15 protein-coding genes and 2 pseudogenes are annotated in these 15,038 nt (G+C 69.1%); 7 read left to right on the top strand and 10 right to left on the bottom strand.

Annotated elements, in window-relative coordinates:
* Position 1: 1 nt before the first annotated feature.
* A complete protein-coding gene (locus tag ACNTMW_RS20875) occupies positions 2-607 on the bottom strand; it encodes a carbonic anhydrase (RefSeq protein ID WP_426635389.1) in 606 nt (201 codons plus the stop codon).
* Between the two features lie 115 nt (positions 608-722).
* The gene (locus tag ACNTMW_RS20870) at positions 723-1,070 is read right to left on the bottom strand and encodes a hypothetical protein (protein WP_426635388.1); all 348 of its coding nucleotides are present in this window, start codon (positions 1,068-1,070) and stop codon (positions 723-725) included.
* A gap of 210 nt (positions 1,071-1,280) precedes the next feature.
* On the opposite strand from ACNTMW_RS20870, the gene ACNTMW_RS20865 reads away from it, so the two are divergent.
* On the top strand, positions 1,281-1,469 hold the full coding sequence (locus tag ACNTMW_RS20865) for a hypothetical protein (protein WP_426635386.1): 189 nt from the start codon (positions 1,281-1,283) through the stop codon (positions 1,467-1,469).
* A 72-nt stretch (positions 1,470-1,541) separates the two neighbouring features.
* Positions 1,542-1,842: pseudogene (locus ACNTMW_RS20860) on the top strand (methyl-accepting chemotaxis protein); the annotation flags it as partial.
* Between the two features lie 151 nt (positions 1,843-1,993).
* Here the strand turns inward: ACNTMW_RS20860 and ACNTMW_RS20855 are convergent.
* The 6 genes from ACNTMW_RS20855 to ACNTMW_RS20830 all read right to left on the bottom strand — a co-directional run bounded on the left by ACNTMW_RS20855 (position 1,994) and on the right by ACNTMW_RS20830 (position 6,602).
* Complete coding sequence (locus ACNTMW_RS20855) at positions 1,994-2,347, bottom strand: hypothetical protein (protein WP_426635385.1); 354 nt, start codon at positions 2,345-2,347, stop codon at positions 1,994-1,996.
* A 230-nt stretch (positions 2,348-2,577) separates the two neighbouring features.
* On the bottom strand, positions 2,578-3,048 hold the full coding sequence (locus tag ACNTMW_RS20850; protein WP_426635384.1) for a hypothetical protein: 471 nt from the start codon (positions 3,046-3,048) through the stop codon (positions 2,578-2,580).
* A 476-nt stretch (positions 3,049-3,524) separates the two neighbouring features.
* On the bottom strand, positions 3,525-3,956 hold the full coding sequence (locus ACNTMW_RS20845; RefSeq protein ID WP_426635383.1) for a hypothetical protein: 432 nt from the start codon (positions 3,954-3,956) through the stop codon (positions 3,525-3,527).
* Between the two features lie 261 nt (positions 3,957-4,217).
* Positions 4,218-5,138: a phosphatase PAP2 family protein gene (locus ACNTMW_RS20840; RefSeq protein WP_426635382.1), complete on the bottom strand. Its 921-nt coding sequence runs from the start codon at positions 5,136-5,138 to the stop codon at positions 4,218-4,220.
* 78 nt (positions 5,139-5,216) lie between these two features.
* Positions 5,217-5,432, bottom strand: coding sequence for a flavoprotein (locus ACNTMW_RS20835; RefSeq protein ID WP_426635381.1), 216 nt, complete (start codon positions 5,430-5,432; stop codon positions 5,217-5,219).
* A 60-nt stretch (positions 5,433-5,492) separates the two neighbouring features.
* The gene (locus ACNTMW_RS20830; protein WP_426635380.1) at positions 5,493-6,602 is read right to left on the bottom strand and encodes a glycoside hydrolase family 19 protein; all 1,110 of its coding nucleotides are present in this window, start codon (positions 6,600-6,602) and stop codon (positions 5,493-5,495) included.
* 368 nt (positions 6,603-6,970) lie between these two features.
* Here ACNTMW_RS20830 and ACNTMW_RS20825 point away from each other — a divergent pair, with 368 nt between their 5' ends.
* Together ACNTMW_RS20825 and ACNTMW_RS20820 are read left to right on the top strand one after the other, a co-directional pair.
* Positions 6,971-8,374 carry a chitinase gene (locus tag ACNTMW_RS20825; protein ID WP_426635379.1) on the top strand — a complete coding sequence of 468 codons (1,404 nt, stop codon included), beginning with the start codon at positions 6,971-6,973 and terminating at the stop codon, positions 8,372-8,374.
* Between the two features lie 208 nt (positions 8,375-8,582).
* Positions 8,583-10,193: a glycoside hydrolase family 64 protein gene (locus ACNTMW_RS20820; protein ID WP_426635378.1), complete on the top strand. Its 1,611-nt coding sequence runs from the start codon at positions 8,583-8,585 to the stop codon at positions 10,191-10,193.
* A 357-nt stretch (positions 10,194-10,550) separates the two neighbouring features.
* On the opposite strand, the gene ACNTMW_RS20815 is transcribed toward ACNTMW_RS20820, so the two are convergent.
* A complete protein-coding gene (locus tag ACNTMW_RS20815) occupies positions 10,551-11,246 on the bottom strand; it encodes a hypothetical protein (RefSeq protein WP_426635377.1) in 696 nt (231 codons plus the stop codon).
* 958 nt (positions 11,247-12,204) lie between these two features.
* On the opposite strand from ACNTMW_RS20815, the gene ACNTMW_RS20810 reads away from it, so the two are divergent.
* The 3 genes from ACNTMW_RS20810 (at position 12,205) to ACNTMW_RS20800 (ending at position 14,486) form a co-directional block, all read left to right on the top strand.
* On the top strand, positions 12,205-12,561 hold the full coding sequence (locus tag ACNTMW_RS20810; protein ID WP_426635376.1) for a DUF6401 family natural product biosynthesis protein: 357 nt from the start codon (positions 12,205-12,207) through the stop codon (positions 12,559-12,561).
* Positions 12,562-13,258: 697 nt separating this feature from the next.
* Entirely contained in the window at positions 13,259-13,999 is a 741-nt protein-coding gene (locus ACNTMW_RS20805; protein WP_426635375.1) for an SDR family oxidoreductase, read from the top strand.
* Positions 14,000-14,027: 28 nt separating this feature from the next.
* On the top strand, positions 14,028-14,486 hold the full coding sequence (locus ACNTMW_RS20800; RefSeq protein ID WP_426635374.1) for a GYD domain-containing protein: 459 nt from the start codon (positions 14,028-14,030) through the stop codon (positions 14,484-14,486).
* 216 nt (positions 14,487-14,702) lie between these two features.
* Here the strand turns inward: ACNTMW_RS20800 and ACNTMW_RS20795 are convergent.
* Positions 14,703-14,885: pseudogene (locus ACNTMW_RS20795) on the bottom strand (DDE-type integrase/transposase/recombinase); the annotation flags it as partial.
* Positions 14,886-15,038 lie beyond the last annotated feature (153 nt).

The raw sequence follows: 15,038 nt of genomic DNA, 5'->3' as shown, positions 1-15,038 counted from the left end.
TCTACAGGGGGAGGAACGCTCGGGCTTCGGGGCGGTGGGCGAGCACGGCGCCGCTGTCGATCTCGTAGAACCAGCCGTGCAGCCGGATCCGGTGTGCCGCGCCGGCGGACAGGCGCCGCCGGACGCACGGGTAGGAGGCCAGGCGTTCACGTTGGACCAGGACGTTGTGCTGCACCGCGCGGGTGATCGTGCTGGTACCGGCCGCGGAGATGCCCGGCGGGGCGGCATGGGCCAGCCAGGTCCGCAGGGCCGGCGTGGCGGTGAGGTCGGCGTCCTCTGTCAGGGCGCGGACCGCCCCGCAGTGGGAGTGGCCGCACACCACCACATCGGTTACCCCGAGCACCTCGATGGCGTACTCGATGGTGGCGGCTTCGCCGGAGGGGTGCCCGGACGGCGGCGGCACCATGCTGCCGGCCGTGCGCAGTTCGAACAGTTCGCCCGGGCGGGCCGACATGATCATCGCTGGTATCACCCGCGAGTCCGAGCAGGTGATGAAAAGGGCCTGCGGCTGCTGCCCCGACGCGAGACGTGCGAACTCTTCGCGCTGCTCGCTCCGGCTGGCGATCCGCTGGTGGAAAACGCGGGCATGGTCGATCAACGACTGCATGAAGGGACTCCTGCTGCTGTCACTCCCGCGACGCGCGCGAGGGCGCGCTCTGACGCGGTGTCGAACGAGGGGTGAGTGAGAAGGGCGGCTGGGCAGAGGTGCGCCAGCGGCCCGGTCAGCGGCGGAAGACCTGTAGGGCGGCCAGTCGCCGGTTGTGGTCGTCATGACCGGTGACCTGGGCGGGTGCGGGCCGGGCGGCGGTCGCGGCGACCGCCGTACCGGGGTAGCCGCCAGTGGCCCGTGGCTCGGGGGCGCCCGGCGTGGAACGTGGCACCACCGTGCCGGTACCGCTGAGGAGGCGGTCGCGGCACTCGTCGCACTGCTCGTGGCCGTGACCGATCTCGGCGGCGGTGGACGCCGTGGCGGCTCGCGCCACGGCGTTTCCGAGGGTCGGCCCGAGCACGAGCAGCACGGCCACCACCAGTACGCCGAGGGCGCGGGCGGCGGTCGAGGCGCGTGTCATGGCCGAATCCCCATGCCGGCTCCTGTCGTTGCGGTAGTCCAACGCGATTGGGTGAAGATCAAGCGGTTTGCTCCACTTTTAGGTCACAAAGCGTAACCGAATCGGGACGGTGGGAGATTCCGAGCGTCCGCTTATCGCCATATTGTCGGCTATGCCGATCAGTTATGCCCGGTACCGGTCCCCGCCGGCTCAGCCATCAGGTATGCGCAGGTGGCGCGGTGGGCGAACCGTGGTGCGGCCCAGAAAGCGGCCACGGCGAAGGCGTTCGCCGAGTACCGGCAGATCCGCGACACCACGAAGATCCCGGCCGCGCGTAACGACGACCTCGCGGCGTTCCGGCGGGCCCGGACCGAGGTCAGTCGGCGATTGACAAGATCAACCTTGCCCTGGCCGACCTGACCCGTTCGGTCGGTGTCTCCAGCCGCGACGAGATCGGCCGGATGGCCACCAACCTCGACGCCGCCACCGCCCGGCTGCGCCGGCAAGGGCTTCGCCGTGGTCGCCACCGAGGTCAAGGACCTCGCCCAGGAGGCCCGCGAAGGTCACCGGTGACATCTCCCGGCGGGTCGAGGCCATCCAGACCGACACCGGGGCGGCCGCGCGGGCGATCGGGGAGATCGCCGAGGTGATCGAGAAGGTCAACGGGTACCCGACGACCATCGCCGCCGTGGCGGAGCAGACGTCGACCACCAGCGAAATCGCCCGTAGCGTCAATGAAGCCGCCACCGGATCCACCCAGATCGCCGAGAACATCACCGGCGTCGCGACCGCACTGTCGCGCCCGCACTGTCGTCAGGGCGCGCCGGGCTGGGGCCGGCGGTCGGCTACCGCGTCGTACCGGCCGGCCGGCGGGGACCTGCCCGCCGGACCGGCAGTGCGTCGACGTACCCGACCGGCACGCGTCGGGTGCCGGATCGTACCCGTTACTTCTCCTCCTGCTTGCGCCCCTTCTCCCGGGAAACTCCCGCGGCGGCGGGTTCCTTGCCGGCCGGCTCGCCGGGCGGGTAGTTCTCCAGCGCCTTCATAATCTCGGGGGTCAGGGTCTCTGCCAGGGCGGGCGCGAGAGCATCGGCCAACGCGCCGGCCATCATCTGGGCGAGCAGCAGCCTCTCGATCATCGACGTGCGCGACCCGGTGCGGGACGACGCCGTGACCATGTCGATCAAGCCCGCAATCGGCCCTCTGCCGCGTGTCGCGGCGGCGGGCTGGCCCGCCTCGGTCAGGATGTGGTGGATCAGGTCGTCGATCAACGCTTCGACCGGGTCGTGTCCCGCCATTCTGCCAGGTTCAGTCGTCATGATGATTCCTCTGTGTCCCGTCGTGATGAACCACCGTCCAGTCGTTCATCCCAGGGAAGGGCCGGACGGTGATGCCCGCGTGGGCGAAGGGTTCAGATCGGTACCGTGGGACGCTTCGCCCACCTGCGACAGCACCGAAGGTTGCTGGTCCGGCCGCAGCGGACCGCGGCGTAGCCCGCGACAGCGGGCTACGGGTACCCGGCCGGTTCCTAGTTGCGCCCCAGCATGGCGGCGAGCAGCAGTGGGTTCTCGCTCAGACCGTCGCCGCGCTCCTCACGCCGACCCATCATGGCGGCGAGCATCAGGGGGTTTTCGATCATTGACTCGCCGCGTTCGCGTCGGCTCATCATGGCGGCGAGGAGTAGGGGGTGTTCGATGATTGACTCGCCGCGTTCGCGTCGGCCCATCATGGCGGCGAGGAGTAGGGGGTGTTCGATGATTGACTCGCCGCGTTCGCGTCGGCCCATCATGGCGGCGAGGAGTAGGGGGTGTTCGATCATTGACTCGCCGCGTTCGCGTCGGCCCATCATGGCGGCGAGCAGCAGCGGGTTTTCGATCATCGACTCGCCGCGTTCGCGTCGGCCCATCATGGCGGCGAGCAGCAACGGGTGCTCGATCATCGACTCGCCGCGTTCGCGTCGGCCCATCAACGCGGCGAGCAGCAGCGGGTACTCGGTCATCCCCCCACCCTCGCGCCCGGGAATCTGAGATTCTCGAACACGCTGGTTCTCCGCAGTAGTCATGAGTTCCCCTTCGACAGTCGTGTTATCGAGACGGGTTTCTTGCGGATCACGTGATCATTGCTCTGCCCTCAGGTCAGGCACCCTCCAACCTGCATGGTCGGCCGTTTCCCGTCATCACCCCCCTCGGGTGAAGCGGGCGCCCGCCGGTTCCGGTGGTTCTCCGCGCCACCCGTACCGCACGTGGCCCGCCGTCGGCCGCCGAGCCGTTGCCTCGGACCCTCCATCAGGGGCGGGCAGCCGTCCATTAAATCCGCGCCTCGGTGGATACCCCGCCAGAGTCCCGGGTACCTCCCATATCGCCGGCCTAGTACCGATGGCGTAGCTCGCCTCACGCCGGCGAACAGTTCGCACCACGCGTGGTCGTACCAGGCGAAACCCCAGCAGTCCAAGGTCTGTCATCCGACTCTGTGATCTCAGGGGGTAATGGTGCACAAGCTGATTCGAGATGCATCGCCACAGCAGGCGACGAGTCCTGTTCGCCGGCCCAGCCGGGTGTGGTGGAGACTGTCGGCGGCGGTGGCGCTTTCGGTGATGCTGATGTCGGTTGCCGCCGCCGTTGTGGCAGGTACCGGCGGCGTCGCGATGGCCAGCCGTCCGCTCGGCCAGGAAACCGACGCGGCGTCCGGGACGCCGACCACGGCGGCGCCCACCACGACGGCGCCGACTGCGGCGCCCACCACGACGGCGCCGACCGCGGCACCGACCACGACGACGGCTACCGTGACGGTGACCACGACGACGGCTACCGTGACGCCGACCGGTGCGGTCAGCGCCGGCGGTGGCGGCACCGCCGGGTCCGGTAACCGCACCGTTCTCCTGTCGATGGCCGCCGCGGGCCTGCTCACCGTGGGCAGCGTCGTCCTGGCGCGCCGGCGCCGAGCGCTGAATGAGTAACTACCTGGCACGACAGGTCCGCAGCGCGGTGATCGGCCGGTTCCCGCCCTGACCGCGCTGCTGGCCGTCGGTCCACCGGCGTGGATGCTGTTCCCGCCGGGTCCATCCGGGCAACCGGGGCGCCCCGCCGCTGCGTCAGACGCAGCGACGGGGCGCCCCGCTCCGGTGCCGCCGAGGTGGTCTCCCCGCACGGCCGGGCGACCGATGCGGGTTCAGCTCGCCAGGACCACCGGCTCCCTTGTGGCCTCGACGGCTGAGGGCACGACCCGTGGCACGACCCGGTGGACGGTCGCCAGCACGGTCGCCAGCACGACACCCGCCGTACCGGCGATGCCCATCGCGCCACCGGCATAGGCGGTCAGCAGCCGGTACCCGCTCAACTCGTCGGGCGGGGTGGACAGCACCTGTTCGGTCAGTACCAGCGCGAGCCCGGCGCCGGCCAGCAGCACGAGGCCGGTGACGGCGAGCAGGCGTACCGCGAGCCGGTTCGACGGGCCGTAGTCGACGCCGCCGTGGGGGTGCTGCGCTATGACGATGAACAGTCCGATGGCGCAGGCCCAGGCGCCGACGATGAGCAGGGCGGCGATCGCGTCGCTGGGTCGGTGCCAGCCGGCCGACAGGGTCGCGACCCCCGCAGCCGCGGCGAACAGGGCGCCGAGCACCGCGCCGACGCCGCGCAGCCGGGGCGGCAGTACCAGCATGAACGCGACCGCGATCGACGCGGCGATGGTGGTGTGTCCGCTGGGCAGGCTGTTGCCGGCGGCCGCCCGCTCCAGATCGACGCCCAGCTCCGGCCGGTAGATGATCTGTTTGAGGACCTGGGTCATCACGTTGGCGCCGACGATGAGGAGGATCGCGCCGACGGCGACCGCGATCCGGCGCCGGATCAGCGCGATGAAGCCGACGACCGCCGTGGCGACCGCCAACGACAGGACCGACATGGTGTTGAGGATCGTGTCGACAGGTCCCTCCACCTGGGACTGACCGATCCGGTTTCCGTTCAGGGCCAACGCATCCAGCAGTTGCCCGTGTCTGGACTGCACGAAGAAGTGGCAGACCGCCACGACGGCGGCGACCTCGGCACCCGCGAGTACGAGCAACCACACAGCCAGACCGATCGGCCATCTACGCATGCGCATAGGATCTCCGCTTCCCGGCCCGGCCAAACGGACCGGTCGTCGCGGCAGTCCGGAGCCGGCGTCGATCCTCGCTCACCGGCCGCGCCGCGCCGGTCCGCGGTCGGTTCTTGCTTCGGTGACCGCCATCATGGTCCTCAGGTGGATCAGGTTCAGTGGGGCGTCGCGGAGACACCGCAGCAGCGTGCGTCGCTGCTTCGGGACCACGTCGGCGGCGCGCTCGATCAGGTCCTCGGCCAGGCCCCCGGTGATGCGCCTCAGCATCCCCGCCGTGCGGGAGAGGATCACCAACGCGTCGACAGGGGGTGCGGTCGGGCGACCGCACCCCCTGTCGAGTCGTCACCGCGTACGTCAGCAGGTGAGGTTGCCCCCGGTGGGTACGCCGAGGATCTGGGTGAAGCTCTGGTAGAGCTGGACCCGGTGCTGCATCTGGTCCGGGTGGCCGCCGTTGCACTCGATGCCGTTGATCGCCCGGATCGTGGTACCGAAGCCGGAACCGTTGACCATCGCGTTGTGCGACGTGGTGCCGGCGCTGCCGGTGCCGGTCATCCAGTACCAGATGCCGGTCTGCCAGGAGATGGAGGCGTTGGTGGAGACCAGGTCCGGGTGGTTGAGCAGGTCGATGCCGAGCGCGTCACCGGCGGCCTTGTAGTTGAAGTTCCAGCTGAGCTGGATCGGGCCGCGGCCGTGGTACGCGGTCTGGCCGGCGGGGCAGCCGTACGGCTGGCTGCGGTCGCAGTACGTGCCCCAGACCGCCTGGTTCAGCTCGTCGATGTGGACCAGGCCCCCGGTCTCGTGGCCGATGTTGGCCAGGAACGCGGCGACCTCCTGCTTGCGCACCGTGTCGCTGCCGGTGTTGGCGAAGGACGGGTACTTCTTCAGCGCGTCGACCAGACCGGCGTAGGTGTAGAAGCTGTTGCGGCCCGGGAACATCTGGTTGAACTGCGCCTCGCTGACGACGAAGCCGCCGTCGTTGCCGCCGTTGCCCGGCGGCGGGTTGGTGCCGCCGCCAGCGCAGGTGTACGGGTCCCAGTACCAGGTGCTGATGACCGGGTCGTAGCCGGGGTTGTCGTGGCTGGCCTTGTAGTACTGCCCGTTGGTGTACTTAACGATCGAGCCGGCGGCGTAGTACGTGCCGGCGGACCAGTTCGGGTAGTTGCAGGTACCCCCGCCGTTGCCCGGCGGCGGGTTGGTGCCGCCGCCGGAGCCGCACTCGCCCTGGTCGGCCCACACGCCGGAGCCGCCGGTGCTCGGCGCCTCGCCCTGGGTCCACCACTTCGCGGTCCAGTTCCGGCCCTGGTAAGAGACGTTCGCGCCGCCGGTGTAGACGGCGGTCGAGCTGTAGGCGGCGGCGCAGGCGACGGCGGCGTTCGAGGCCACCATGGGGACCAGCGCGGCGGCGGCGCCGGCCACCGTCACGCCGACCGTGGCGACGAACGCCAGGAGACGCTTCTTGGACATGATCACCTTTCGTGCGAAGCGGACGCACAGCTGCAAAACGGGGAAGGTCGGGGCCGACTCGGCCGGCGAGCGGCCGTGTCCGGTCGGCGAGTGAGATGGCGATGACTCAACCGCACCGCCCGCGTTCCAGTCAACATTCTTAACAGAAACAAAAGGGGGGGCCGGCGGCCTGGCGCATCCGGTTGTGCGTCGGCCGGTGGTCGAGGATCGGCCCTCGTTCGCAGGTGGCGAAGGGGTGAAGCCGATCGATTGATCTAACGCTGCCGATAGATTAGGTTTGTTAACAGTTTTTGGTGCGCCGCCGGCGGCCGGCTTCCGGGGAGTCCGATCCCGTGGCCCCGCCGGGCGAGGTCTCCTGGGAGGAACAGGTGCAGCGTAGAAAGCTCATACCGGTCACCATGACCGGCCTGGCGGTAGCGGGTGCGGCGGCGTTCGGCATCGCTCAGGCGACCGGCGCGCATGCGGCGCTGACCGACAACTGGTACGCGTCGGCTCCGTACCTGATGCCCTTCGACAACAACCCGCCGGACGCCGTCGCGGTCATGAACGCCACCGGACAGAAGGCATTCCAGCTCGCGTTCATCCTCGCGCCCAACGGCGGCGGCTGTTCGCCGACCTGGGACGGTACCCGCCCCGTCGCGGCCGACACGGAGGCGGCCGGTCTGATCGGCCGTATCCGGGCGGCCGGTGGTGACGTCAGCGTCTCGATCGGCGGTTACGGCGGCACCAAACTGGGCCAGACGTGCGGCTCGCCGGAGGCTACCGCGGCGGCGTACCAGCAGGTCATCTCGAAGTACAGCCTGAAGGCGATCGACTTCGACCTGGAGGAGCCCGAGTACGAGAACGCGGCCGCCATCCACAACGAGATCGGCGCCGCGAAGATCCTCCAACGGAACAACCCGGGTCTGTACGTGTCGGTGACGACGGCCGGTACGTCGGCCGGTACCGGCTGGTTCGGTCAGCAGATGCTCAACGAGGCGAAGAGCAGCGGGTTCACCCCCGCCAACTTCTCGATCATGCCGTTCGACGGCGGCTTCAATGGCGCGAGCGCGCAGATCAGCGCGCTCGAAGCGTTCCATGGCATCCTCATGAACACCTTCGGGTGGGACAGCGCCACCGCGTACGCCCACGAGGGCATCTCGCAGATGAACGGCCGCAGCGACGTCGGCGAGTACTTCCGGCAGGCCGACTTCCAGCAGACGCTGGACTACGCCACCTCGCACCACCTGGCCCGGTACACGAACTGGTCGGTCAACCGCGACCGGCAGTGCCCGGACCCCAACCAGTCCACCACCTCCGGTACCTGCAGCAGCGTTCCGCAGAGCGACTGGGAGTTCACCAAGTTCTCGGCCAGGTTCGCCGGCGCGACGCCGCCGGTGACCCCGCCGACCGGTACCACCGCCCCGCCGACGGCCGGCCCGACGCCTCCGCCGGGTTCGTGTTCCGCGCCGGCGTGGAGTGCCTCCGTGGCGTACTCGGGTGGGCAGACGGTGTCGTACAACGGGCACACGTGGAAGGCGAAGTGGTGGACGCAGAACGAGACGCCCGGTAGCGCGGACGTGTGGGCCGACCAGGGCACCTGCGGCGGTGGTACGACGTCGTCGCCGGGGGGTGGTGGGTCGTGTCCGGCGGCCTGGAATTCGACTACGGCGTACTCGGGTGGGCAGACGGTGTCGTACAACGGGCACGCGTGGACGGCGAAGTGGTGGACGCAGGGTGATGTTCCGGGCGCGAACGCCCAGGGCGTCTGGACCGACAACGGCGCCTGCTGAAACCGGTTGAGCGGTGCCGGCGAGGATCGGGCAGGGGCAGAGATTTATTGACACGGAACGATCATTATCCGATCCTGTGAGAGCGCTCTCCCACCGTCCCGGGGGGTGACCCCGCGGGCGTGGCGCACACCCACAGCAGCCCGCCGACGCCCATCCGGTACGGCATGGGCTATCGAGCAGTGCCACCAACGTGACCGAGGAGTAGCCGGTGCATATCCGAAGAAAGTTGTTAACAGCGGTCGCCGCGGCCGGCGTGGTCGCCGCCGGCGTCTGGGCCGCGGTGACGCCCGCCACGGCGGCCGTCGGCCCCAACCTGTTGCCGGTCACGGTCACCAACAACACCGGTCGCGGGGACGCGGTCTACCTGTACGTGATCGGCGTCAACCTGAACACCGGGCGGCTCGGTTACGCGAACGCGGGCGGCACCTTCACCCCGTGGCCGGCGGGCGGCAACCCGCCGACCCCGGCCCCCGACGTGGCGATCGCGGGTGCCGGCAACGGCGGCAGTACGACGATCCAGGTGCCGCGCGGCATGTCCGGCCGGGTCTACTTCTCCCTGGGTCGGAAGCTGAACTTCTTCCTCACCCCCGACGGCCTCGTCCAGCCGGCGCCGTGGGCCGCCGGCGACTCCAACCGCGACATCCTGTTCGACTGGAGCGAGTTCACCTACAACGACGCCGGCCTGTGGCTCAACAGCTCCCAGGTCGACATGTTCGCGGTGCCGCACACGGTGAGCGTGACCAACGGCGCCGGCGCCACGAAGTCGACCGGCACGCTGGTCGCCAACGGCCGCGACAATGTGATCAACGGCATCAAGGCGCAGCCGGGCTGGGCCGGCGCCGTCTACACCCGCTCCGACGGCACGGTGCTGCGCGTGTTGGCCCCCGGTAAGGCCGCCGACGCCGGGCAGCTCAGCACCACCTACCTCGACTCGTACATCAACTCGGCGTGGAGCGCCTACACGAGCAAGACCCTGACCGTCGTCCCGTTCGGCGACCAGCCCAACATCAAGTACTTCGGCCGGACCTCGGGCAACGTCATGAACTTCACCAACGCCGCCGGGCAGCAGGTCGCCTCGTTCAACAAGCCGACCTCGGCCAACGTCTGGGGCTGCGACGGCAACCTGGGCGCGCCGAACGACCAGGTCGTCGGTCCGATCGCCCGCACGCTGTGCGCCGCGCTCAACCGCGGCACGCTCGGCACGATCGACACCCAGCCGAGCACCAACGCGGCCGACTTCTACCGGAACAACCCCACCAACCAGTACGCGAAGATCATCCACGCGAACATGGCCGACGGTAAGGCGTACGCCTTCGCCTTCGACGACGTCGGCAACTTCGAGTCGCTGGTCCACGACGGTGACCCGCGCTCGGCCGGGATCACCCTCAACGCCTTCACCGGCGGTGGCGGCGGCACGACCCCGCCTCCGCCGACTGGCGGGACCAGGCTGATCAGCAACTGGAACGGCAAGTGCATCGACGTGCCGGGCGCCAACTTCGTCGACGGTGCCCAGTTGCAGATGTACACCTGCAACGGCTCGAACGCCCAGTCCTGGACGTTCACCGGCGGTGCGGTCAAGACGCAGAACAACCAGTGCATGGACGTGGCCTGGGGCTCGACCGCCAACGGCGCGGCCATCCAGATCGCCACGTGCAGCGGCAATCCGGCCCAGCAGTTCGTGTTCACCGCGGCCGGTGACCTGGTGAACCCGCAGGCCAACAAGTGCGTCGACATCAAGGACTGGAACGGCAACGACGGCGCCAGGCTCCAACTGTGGGACTGCGCCGGCACCGCCAACCAGAAGTGGCACCAGGGCTGACCAGGCCCAGCCAGCGGAGAGGGCGGCCGGCGAGCAGGTTTGCCGGCCGCCCTCGCGCCTTCACCGTCAGAGGGCACCCCGCTCGCGTGCCCGTGATCACCGAGTCCGATCACGTCGGGCGCTCTGAGCGGGGTGCGATCAGCGGTGGCCGCTGCTGCTGATCGACGGCGAGCGTCCCTGGCGCGCACTGGCCATGGCCTCGTTGCTGGTGTCGGGTGCGTGGTAACTCAATGCATACTCGACGACGCCTTCACGTCGGTAGGTGGCTCAATCTGCGCGAGTTACGGACATAACTTCCGTCACGTTGCTCGGTGCCTCGCGTACCCTGCCTGACAATCCCGCCCGGGTACGCGCCGACTAGAGAATGGCGTCAACGATCCGCTCGGCACGTGACTGGTGTTTGCCGTACGCCTCCGGGAACGCCGACATCTGAATGGTCTGCGCGGCGACGGTGACGGCCATCTGCTCCCAGTCGGGAACCTCGATCAGTGCGGTGTAGAACAGCCGGGCGGATTCCCGCGGATCCATCCGCTGGTCGACGCGTCCCCAGTTCGGCCGCTGCTGGAATAGGCCAACAGAATCGTGGTCGTTATCCACGCCCTGGTGGGGACGCCCCATCGACGCCGGAACGGCCGGATTGGCGAGGATATGCAGGTCGCTTTCCTGTAGCGCGGTGGCGATGGCCACCACGAACGCCTGACGTGGCAGCTTCATCTGCCGGCCAACCTCGACTATCGCAACGGCGTTGTCCATCTGGGACTGACTGAGGTCCGCGACCGGCGCGTGGGTGCCTGGCGAAGGTGAGGCCGGCGGGTACTGCGCGGACAGTGTCGAACCGGGCGACGGGCCGCGGGGTACAGGGAGGATGTGCAGGCGGGACGCCCCGGGGTCGGCTGTCGCGAGCCCCGCCACCTCGGCGATTGCCGGATGCGAGGCCGACGCGGCGTCCGGTTTGGTGATCGAAGAGGAAACGGCCCAGAAGCCGACGATTGCTACCAGCGCGATGGCCGCCACAACAATGGCGGCATACCGTTCATCCCTCGATTCTCTCATGCGGCAACCTCGACGTGAGTGCCGGAGATGGCCGGGATGATGTCCTGTCACTTCGCCAAGGCGCTGTACTCCGCCGGTGTTGCATGGCAACCGGCGAGCTTGAGGTATGTCTCACACGGTGTCTCATTCGGACTCCTTGACCAGTCGCTCGATGCTGACGTCCGGAAGTTCCACGAGAAAGCGGGTGTGACCTGTCGTCGATGGTGGCCATCGCCTTCACCCCGCCCATGTGCGGTCGCGGGGTGCGTCGAACACAGTCCAGCGGGTGTGTCCCGCGAGTGTGGCGAACATCGTTGCCAGCCGCTCAGGGCGGGGCAACCGGATCGGCGTCCAGAGGCTGAACCGGAATGTGAGCCGCCATACCCGTCCGATTTCGCGGCAAACGGTCCTGTGTGGTCCTTCGGCTACTCGCCGGTCGGTCTCGCACGCGGCTGTGCGGAGTGCATCATCCCGCAGGGCGGCTGATCCGACCCGGTCAGCGGCGGCGGGGAAGGCGAGTGCATCCCCGTGACGAGCCGGTGCGGGACTGCGTGCCGGTGGGGGTGGCAGTGCTGAGCCGGGCGGTGAATCCGTCGGGTAGGCGCACGGTGGTCGCAGGCCGTCGCCACAGCAAGATCATGCGGCGGTCTACGAGATCACTTCTCGTGGACCGCCGCATGCGGGGGTTGCGGGCGTCAGGGCCGCCTGTTCCGGCTCTGCTCGGGCACCTATTCCTCGACAATGTGCTCCTTGCGGACCTCACCGCCAACGGTCTTCTCCTCGGTGACGGGCTCCTTTTCCAGGCGCACCCGCTCCCCGGCCCAGACGCCAGACCAACTCGTTGGTTGCGACACTGATGCCGTCGGCGACCAGCGCAGGTCAGGGCGCCCCACGCCGATGGTGTGCGTTCAGGTGGCAGGTGGGTGCGGATCGGTTTCCAAGCCGCCATATGCCCTTGTTGCTCAATAGCCTCTGGGGCATGACGAGCGGTGAGTACGGCAACACGACGAGCACGATGGTGGTCGAGGAGGTCGCACGCGCGTGCCTGGACGCCCTGATGGGCTGGGTGGGCGTCGACGGGCTGGTGGCCGCCATCCGCGACCCCGGACTGATGGCGACGATCGACCAGCACGCGGCGGCGGTACGCGACGCACTCGGTGACGAGGTCACCTCCGCGCGGGCGCTGGCCGAGCACGCCCGGCAGGTGCACGCCACGGCGATGGCCGCCGGACACCGGATGCCCGGCCCCGGCCGCGTGGATTGGGCTCACGCCCCGGCGTACCTGCTGCGCCTGGTCGCGGTGTGCGCGCTGGCCGGCACCGCCGACCATCTGTGACGTGATCTCCGCCGGGGAACGGCTGTTCGTTCTGATCGGCCCGTGTTGCGGCGGAGCGATCTGCGGTGCTGTTCCGCTGTCGCTCCCGGCGCTCGTCGCCGCCCTCAGCTGCGCACGGCTGGTCGCCCGCCCCTGGGGTCAACTCCCACCGGCCGGCCCAGCGATCCCGGTACATCGATGATCTTCGCGCGTGCGACCGCCGGTCGGCGCTGTCGCCGCTGATCGGTGGGGACCGTCCCTGACCCACGCTGATCGTCGCTGGCAGGTACCCCGGTGCACGTCACCCTCGTAGCTCAGGGGATAGGGCAACGGTTTCATGATTACCGGCTCTGGCGTTGACCGCAGGACTGTGGCCTGCGGTTTCTCGTTTCTGGATCTCGATTTCGGGTCGCGAACGGCCGCTCGTGCGGTCCCCCGTTGAAGATCAGTCGGAGCGCCATGGGTGGCGTATGTCGGCCTGGAAACGTCCGCGCGCCAGGTCGTGACCGTCGATCGTGGTCGCACGTCCGACATCGAGGGGACACGCATCCGGCGGCGCGTTTGGGGGACTGGTCTTCGGGTACGGCGACGGATCGACCCGTACGAGGCGCCGAGCGGTACGAGGCGCCGAGCGGTACGAGGCGCCGAGCGGGAGAGTCCGATGACCGTGTTCACCGACCCTGGCGTGCCCCGCGGCGCGCCGTGAAAGGCGGAAGCCATGAGGCTCACGGTCATCGGCGGTACCGGACTGATCGGCTCGCAGGTGGTCCAGAAGCTGACCGCAGCCGGACACGGGGCCGTCCCCGCGGCGTCGTCCACCGGCGTCGACCTGATCACGGGGAAGGGCCTGGACCAGGCGCTGGAGGGCGCCGACGTCGTGGTCAACGTGGCGAACTCGCCGACGTTCGACGAGGCCTCCCTGGACTTCTTCCGCACCTCCATGAACAACCTGTTGGCCGCGGGAGAGCACGCCGGTGTCCGGCACCAGGTGATCCTCTCGATCGTCGGCGTGGACCGGGTGCCCCGCCTGGACTACTACCGGGCCAAGGCCCTGCAGGAGGACCTGCTCCGCCAGGGGCCCACGCCGTACTCCATCGTGCGCGCCACCCAGTTCTTCGAGTTCATGGACGCGGTCGTGTCCTGGAGTGCCGACGACACCACGGTTCGCCTGCCCGCCACCCGCCTTCAGCCGATCGCCGCCGCGGACGTCGCCGCCGCGGTCGTCGACGTCGCCACCGGCACGCCGCTGCGCGGCATCCGCACCGTTGCCGGCCCGGATGTCTTCGCTCTCGACGAACTCGGCCGGATCACCCTGGCGGCACGGCAGGACCACCGGACCGTCATCACCGACGACACGGCCGGCATGTTCGCGGGCGTCACCGGTGACGTGCTCATCGCCGGCCCGGACGCACACCTGGCGCCCACGCACTACCGGGACTGGATCCAGACGGCCCGGTAACCGGGCCGTCGGCGGAATGCCGTCGTTCATGATCGGCTGGACGGCCCTGCTGAGCGCCGGACGCTTGCCCGACGCCCGTCCGGACACAACGCCTGCGTATCCGCAGCTTGGGCCGTTTCGGCTGACACGCCCCGGCGGTTACGCTCGGTTGAAGGAGGTGATCTCGATGCCCAGATTCCTGATCCAGGCAACCTACACGCTCGACGGGCTGCGTGGACTGCTCAAGGACGGGGGCAGCGGGCGAGTCGAGGCGGTCCGGAGGATGGCCGAAAGTGTCGGCGGGCGCCTCGAGTCGTTCGACTTCGGATTCGGTGAGCCTGACACGTACGTGATCTGCGAACTGCCCGACAACAAGGCCGCCGCCGCAGTCGCTCTCGCAATTGGCGCAGCCGGCGGAGCCAGCACCAAGACCGTAGTGCTGCTGACCCCGGCAGAGGTTGACCAAGCGGTCAAGCAGACCGTCGACTACCGCGCGCCTGGCGCCTAATCCGGCGACGGTCAGCGAATCCGCGCCTCGACCGCTACCGCTGCAGCAGCGGAGCCCGCCGCGCCTGGCCGTGAAGGCGCCGTTGCGTGGTGAGACCGGTGGACGTGTGGAAACCGTGCTGGGTCCGCGGTCAGATCGCTTGGGCGAGTTCGGCGAACGCAGCGGCGACCCGCTTGGCGGGTGGGCGTCGACGGCGACTTCGTAGTGGCCGCGTCGCACGTTCCGCATGAAGGCATGTACGGCGATGATCACTTGTGCGGTCTGGTCCGTTCGTAGCTCGCGCAACGGTCTCAGTCGGTGTGTGAGGCGGCCGTGGTCAGCCTCAGTCGGACTGTTGGCGTACTGCGCGACGTGGTGCCACGCCTGCGGGATCAGCTCGTCGAAGACGGCGGGGTAGACCGTGGCGGCGTCGTGTCACTCCGGTTGACGCTTCTATGGCCTGTCAAGCGCTGCGGCGGTTTCCATCAACCGGAACAGTCGGCGCGCGGTGTAGCGCTTGAGACAGCGGCGGATCTCCGGGTCGCTCTTTTGTTCTGCCCGTCGGCGGTCGAC

The sequence above is a fragment of the Planosporangium spinosum genome, from assembly GCF_049999945.1.
Lineage (GTDB): Bacteria > Actinomycetota > Actinomycetes > Mycobacteriales > Micromonosporaceae > Planosporangium > Planosporangium spinosum.
The sequence above is the reverse complement of the archived record's forward strand: the minus strand, read 5'-3'. Positions and strand labels throughout refer to the sequence as shown.

What these genes read in the sequence shown, in the direction of transcription:
- ACNTMW_RS20875 (WP_426635389.1), bottom strand. Translation starts at nt 607, where the DNA reads ATGCAGTCGTTGATCGACCATGCCCGCGTTTTCCACCAGCGGATCGCC.
- ACNTMW_RS20800 (WP_426635374.1), top strand. Translation starts at nt 14,028, where the DNA reads ATGATCGGCTGGACGGCCCTGCTGAGCGCCGGACGCTTGCCCGACGCC.
- ACNTMW_RS20805 (WP_426635375.1), top strand. Translation starts at nt 13,259, where the DNA reads ATGAGGCTCACGGTCATCGGCGGTACCGGACTGATCGGCTCGCAGGTG.
- ACNTMW_RS20840 (WP_426635382.1), bottom strand. Translation starts at nt 5,138, where the DNA reads ATGCGTAGATGGCCGATCGGTCTGGCTGTGTGGTTGCTCGTACTCGCG.
- ACNTMW_RS20870 (WP_426635388.1), bottom strand. Translation starts at nt 1,070, where the DNA reads ATGACACGCGCCTCGACCGCCGCCCGCGCCCTCGGCGTACTGGTGGTG.
- ACNTMW_RS20830 (WP_426635380.1), bottom strand. Translation starts at nt 6,602, where the DNA reads ATGTCCAAGAAGCGTCTCCTGGCGTTCGTCGCCACGGTCGGCGTGACG.
- ACNTMW_RS20850 (WP_426635384.1), bottom strand. Translation starts at nt 3,048, where the DNA reads ATGACCGAGTACCCGCTGCTGCTCGCCGCGTTGATGGGCCGACGCGAA.
- ACNTMW_RS20815 (WP_426635377.1), bottom strand. Translation starts at nt 11,246, where the DNA reads ATGAGAGAATCGAGGGATGAACGGTATGCCGCCATTGTTGTGGCGGCC.
- ACNTMW_RS20810 (WP_426635376.1), top strand. Translation starts at nt 12,205, where the DNA reads ATGACGAGCGGTGAGTACGGCAACACGACGAGCACGATGGTGGTCGAG.
- ACNTMW_RS20855 (WP_426635385.1), bottom strand. Translation starts at nt 2,347, where the DNA reads ATGGCGGGACACGACCCGGTCGAAGCGTTGATCGACGACCTGATCCAC.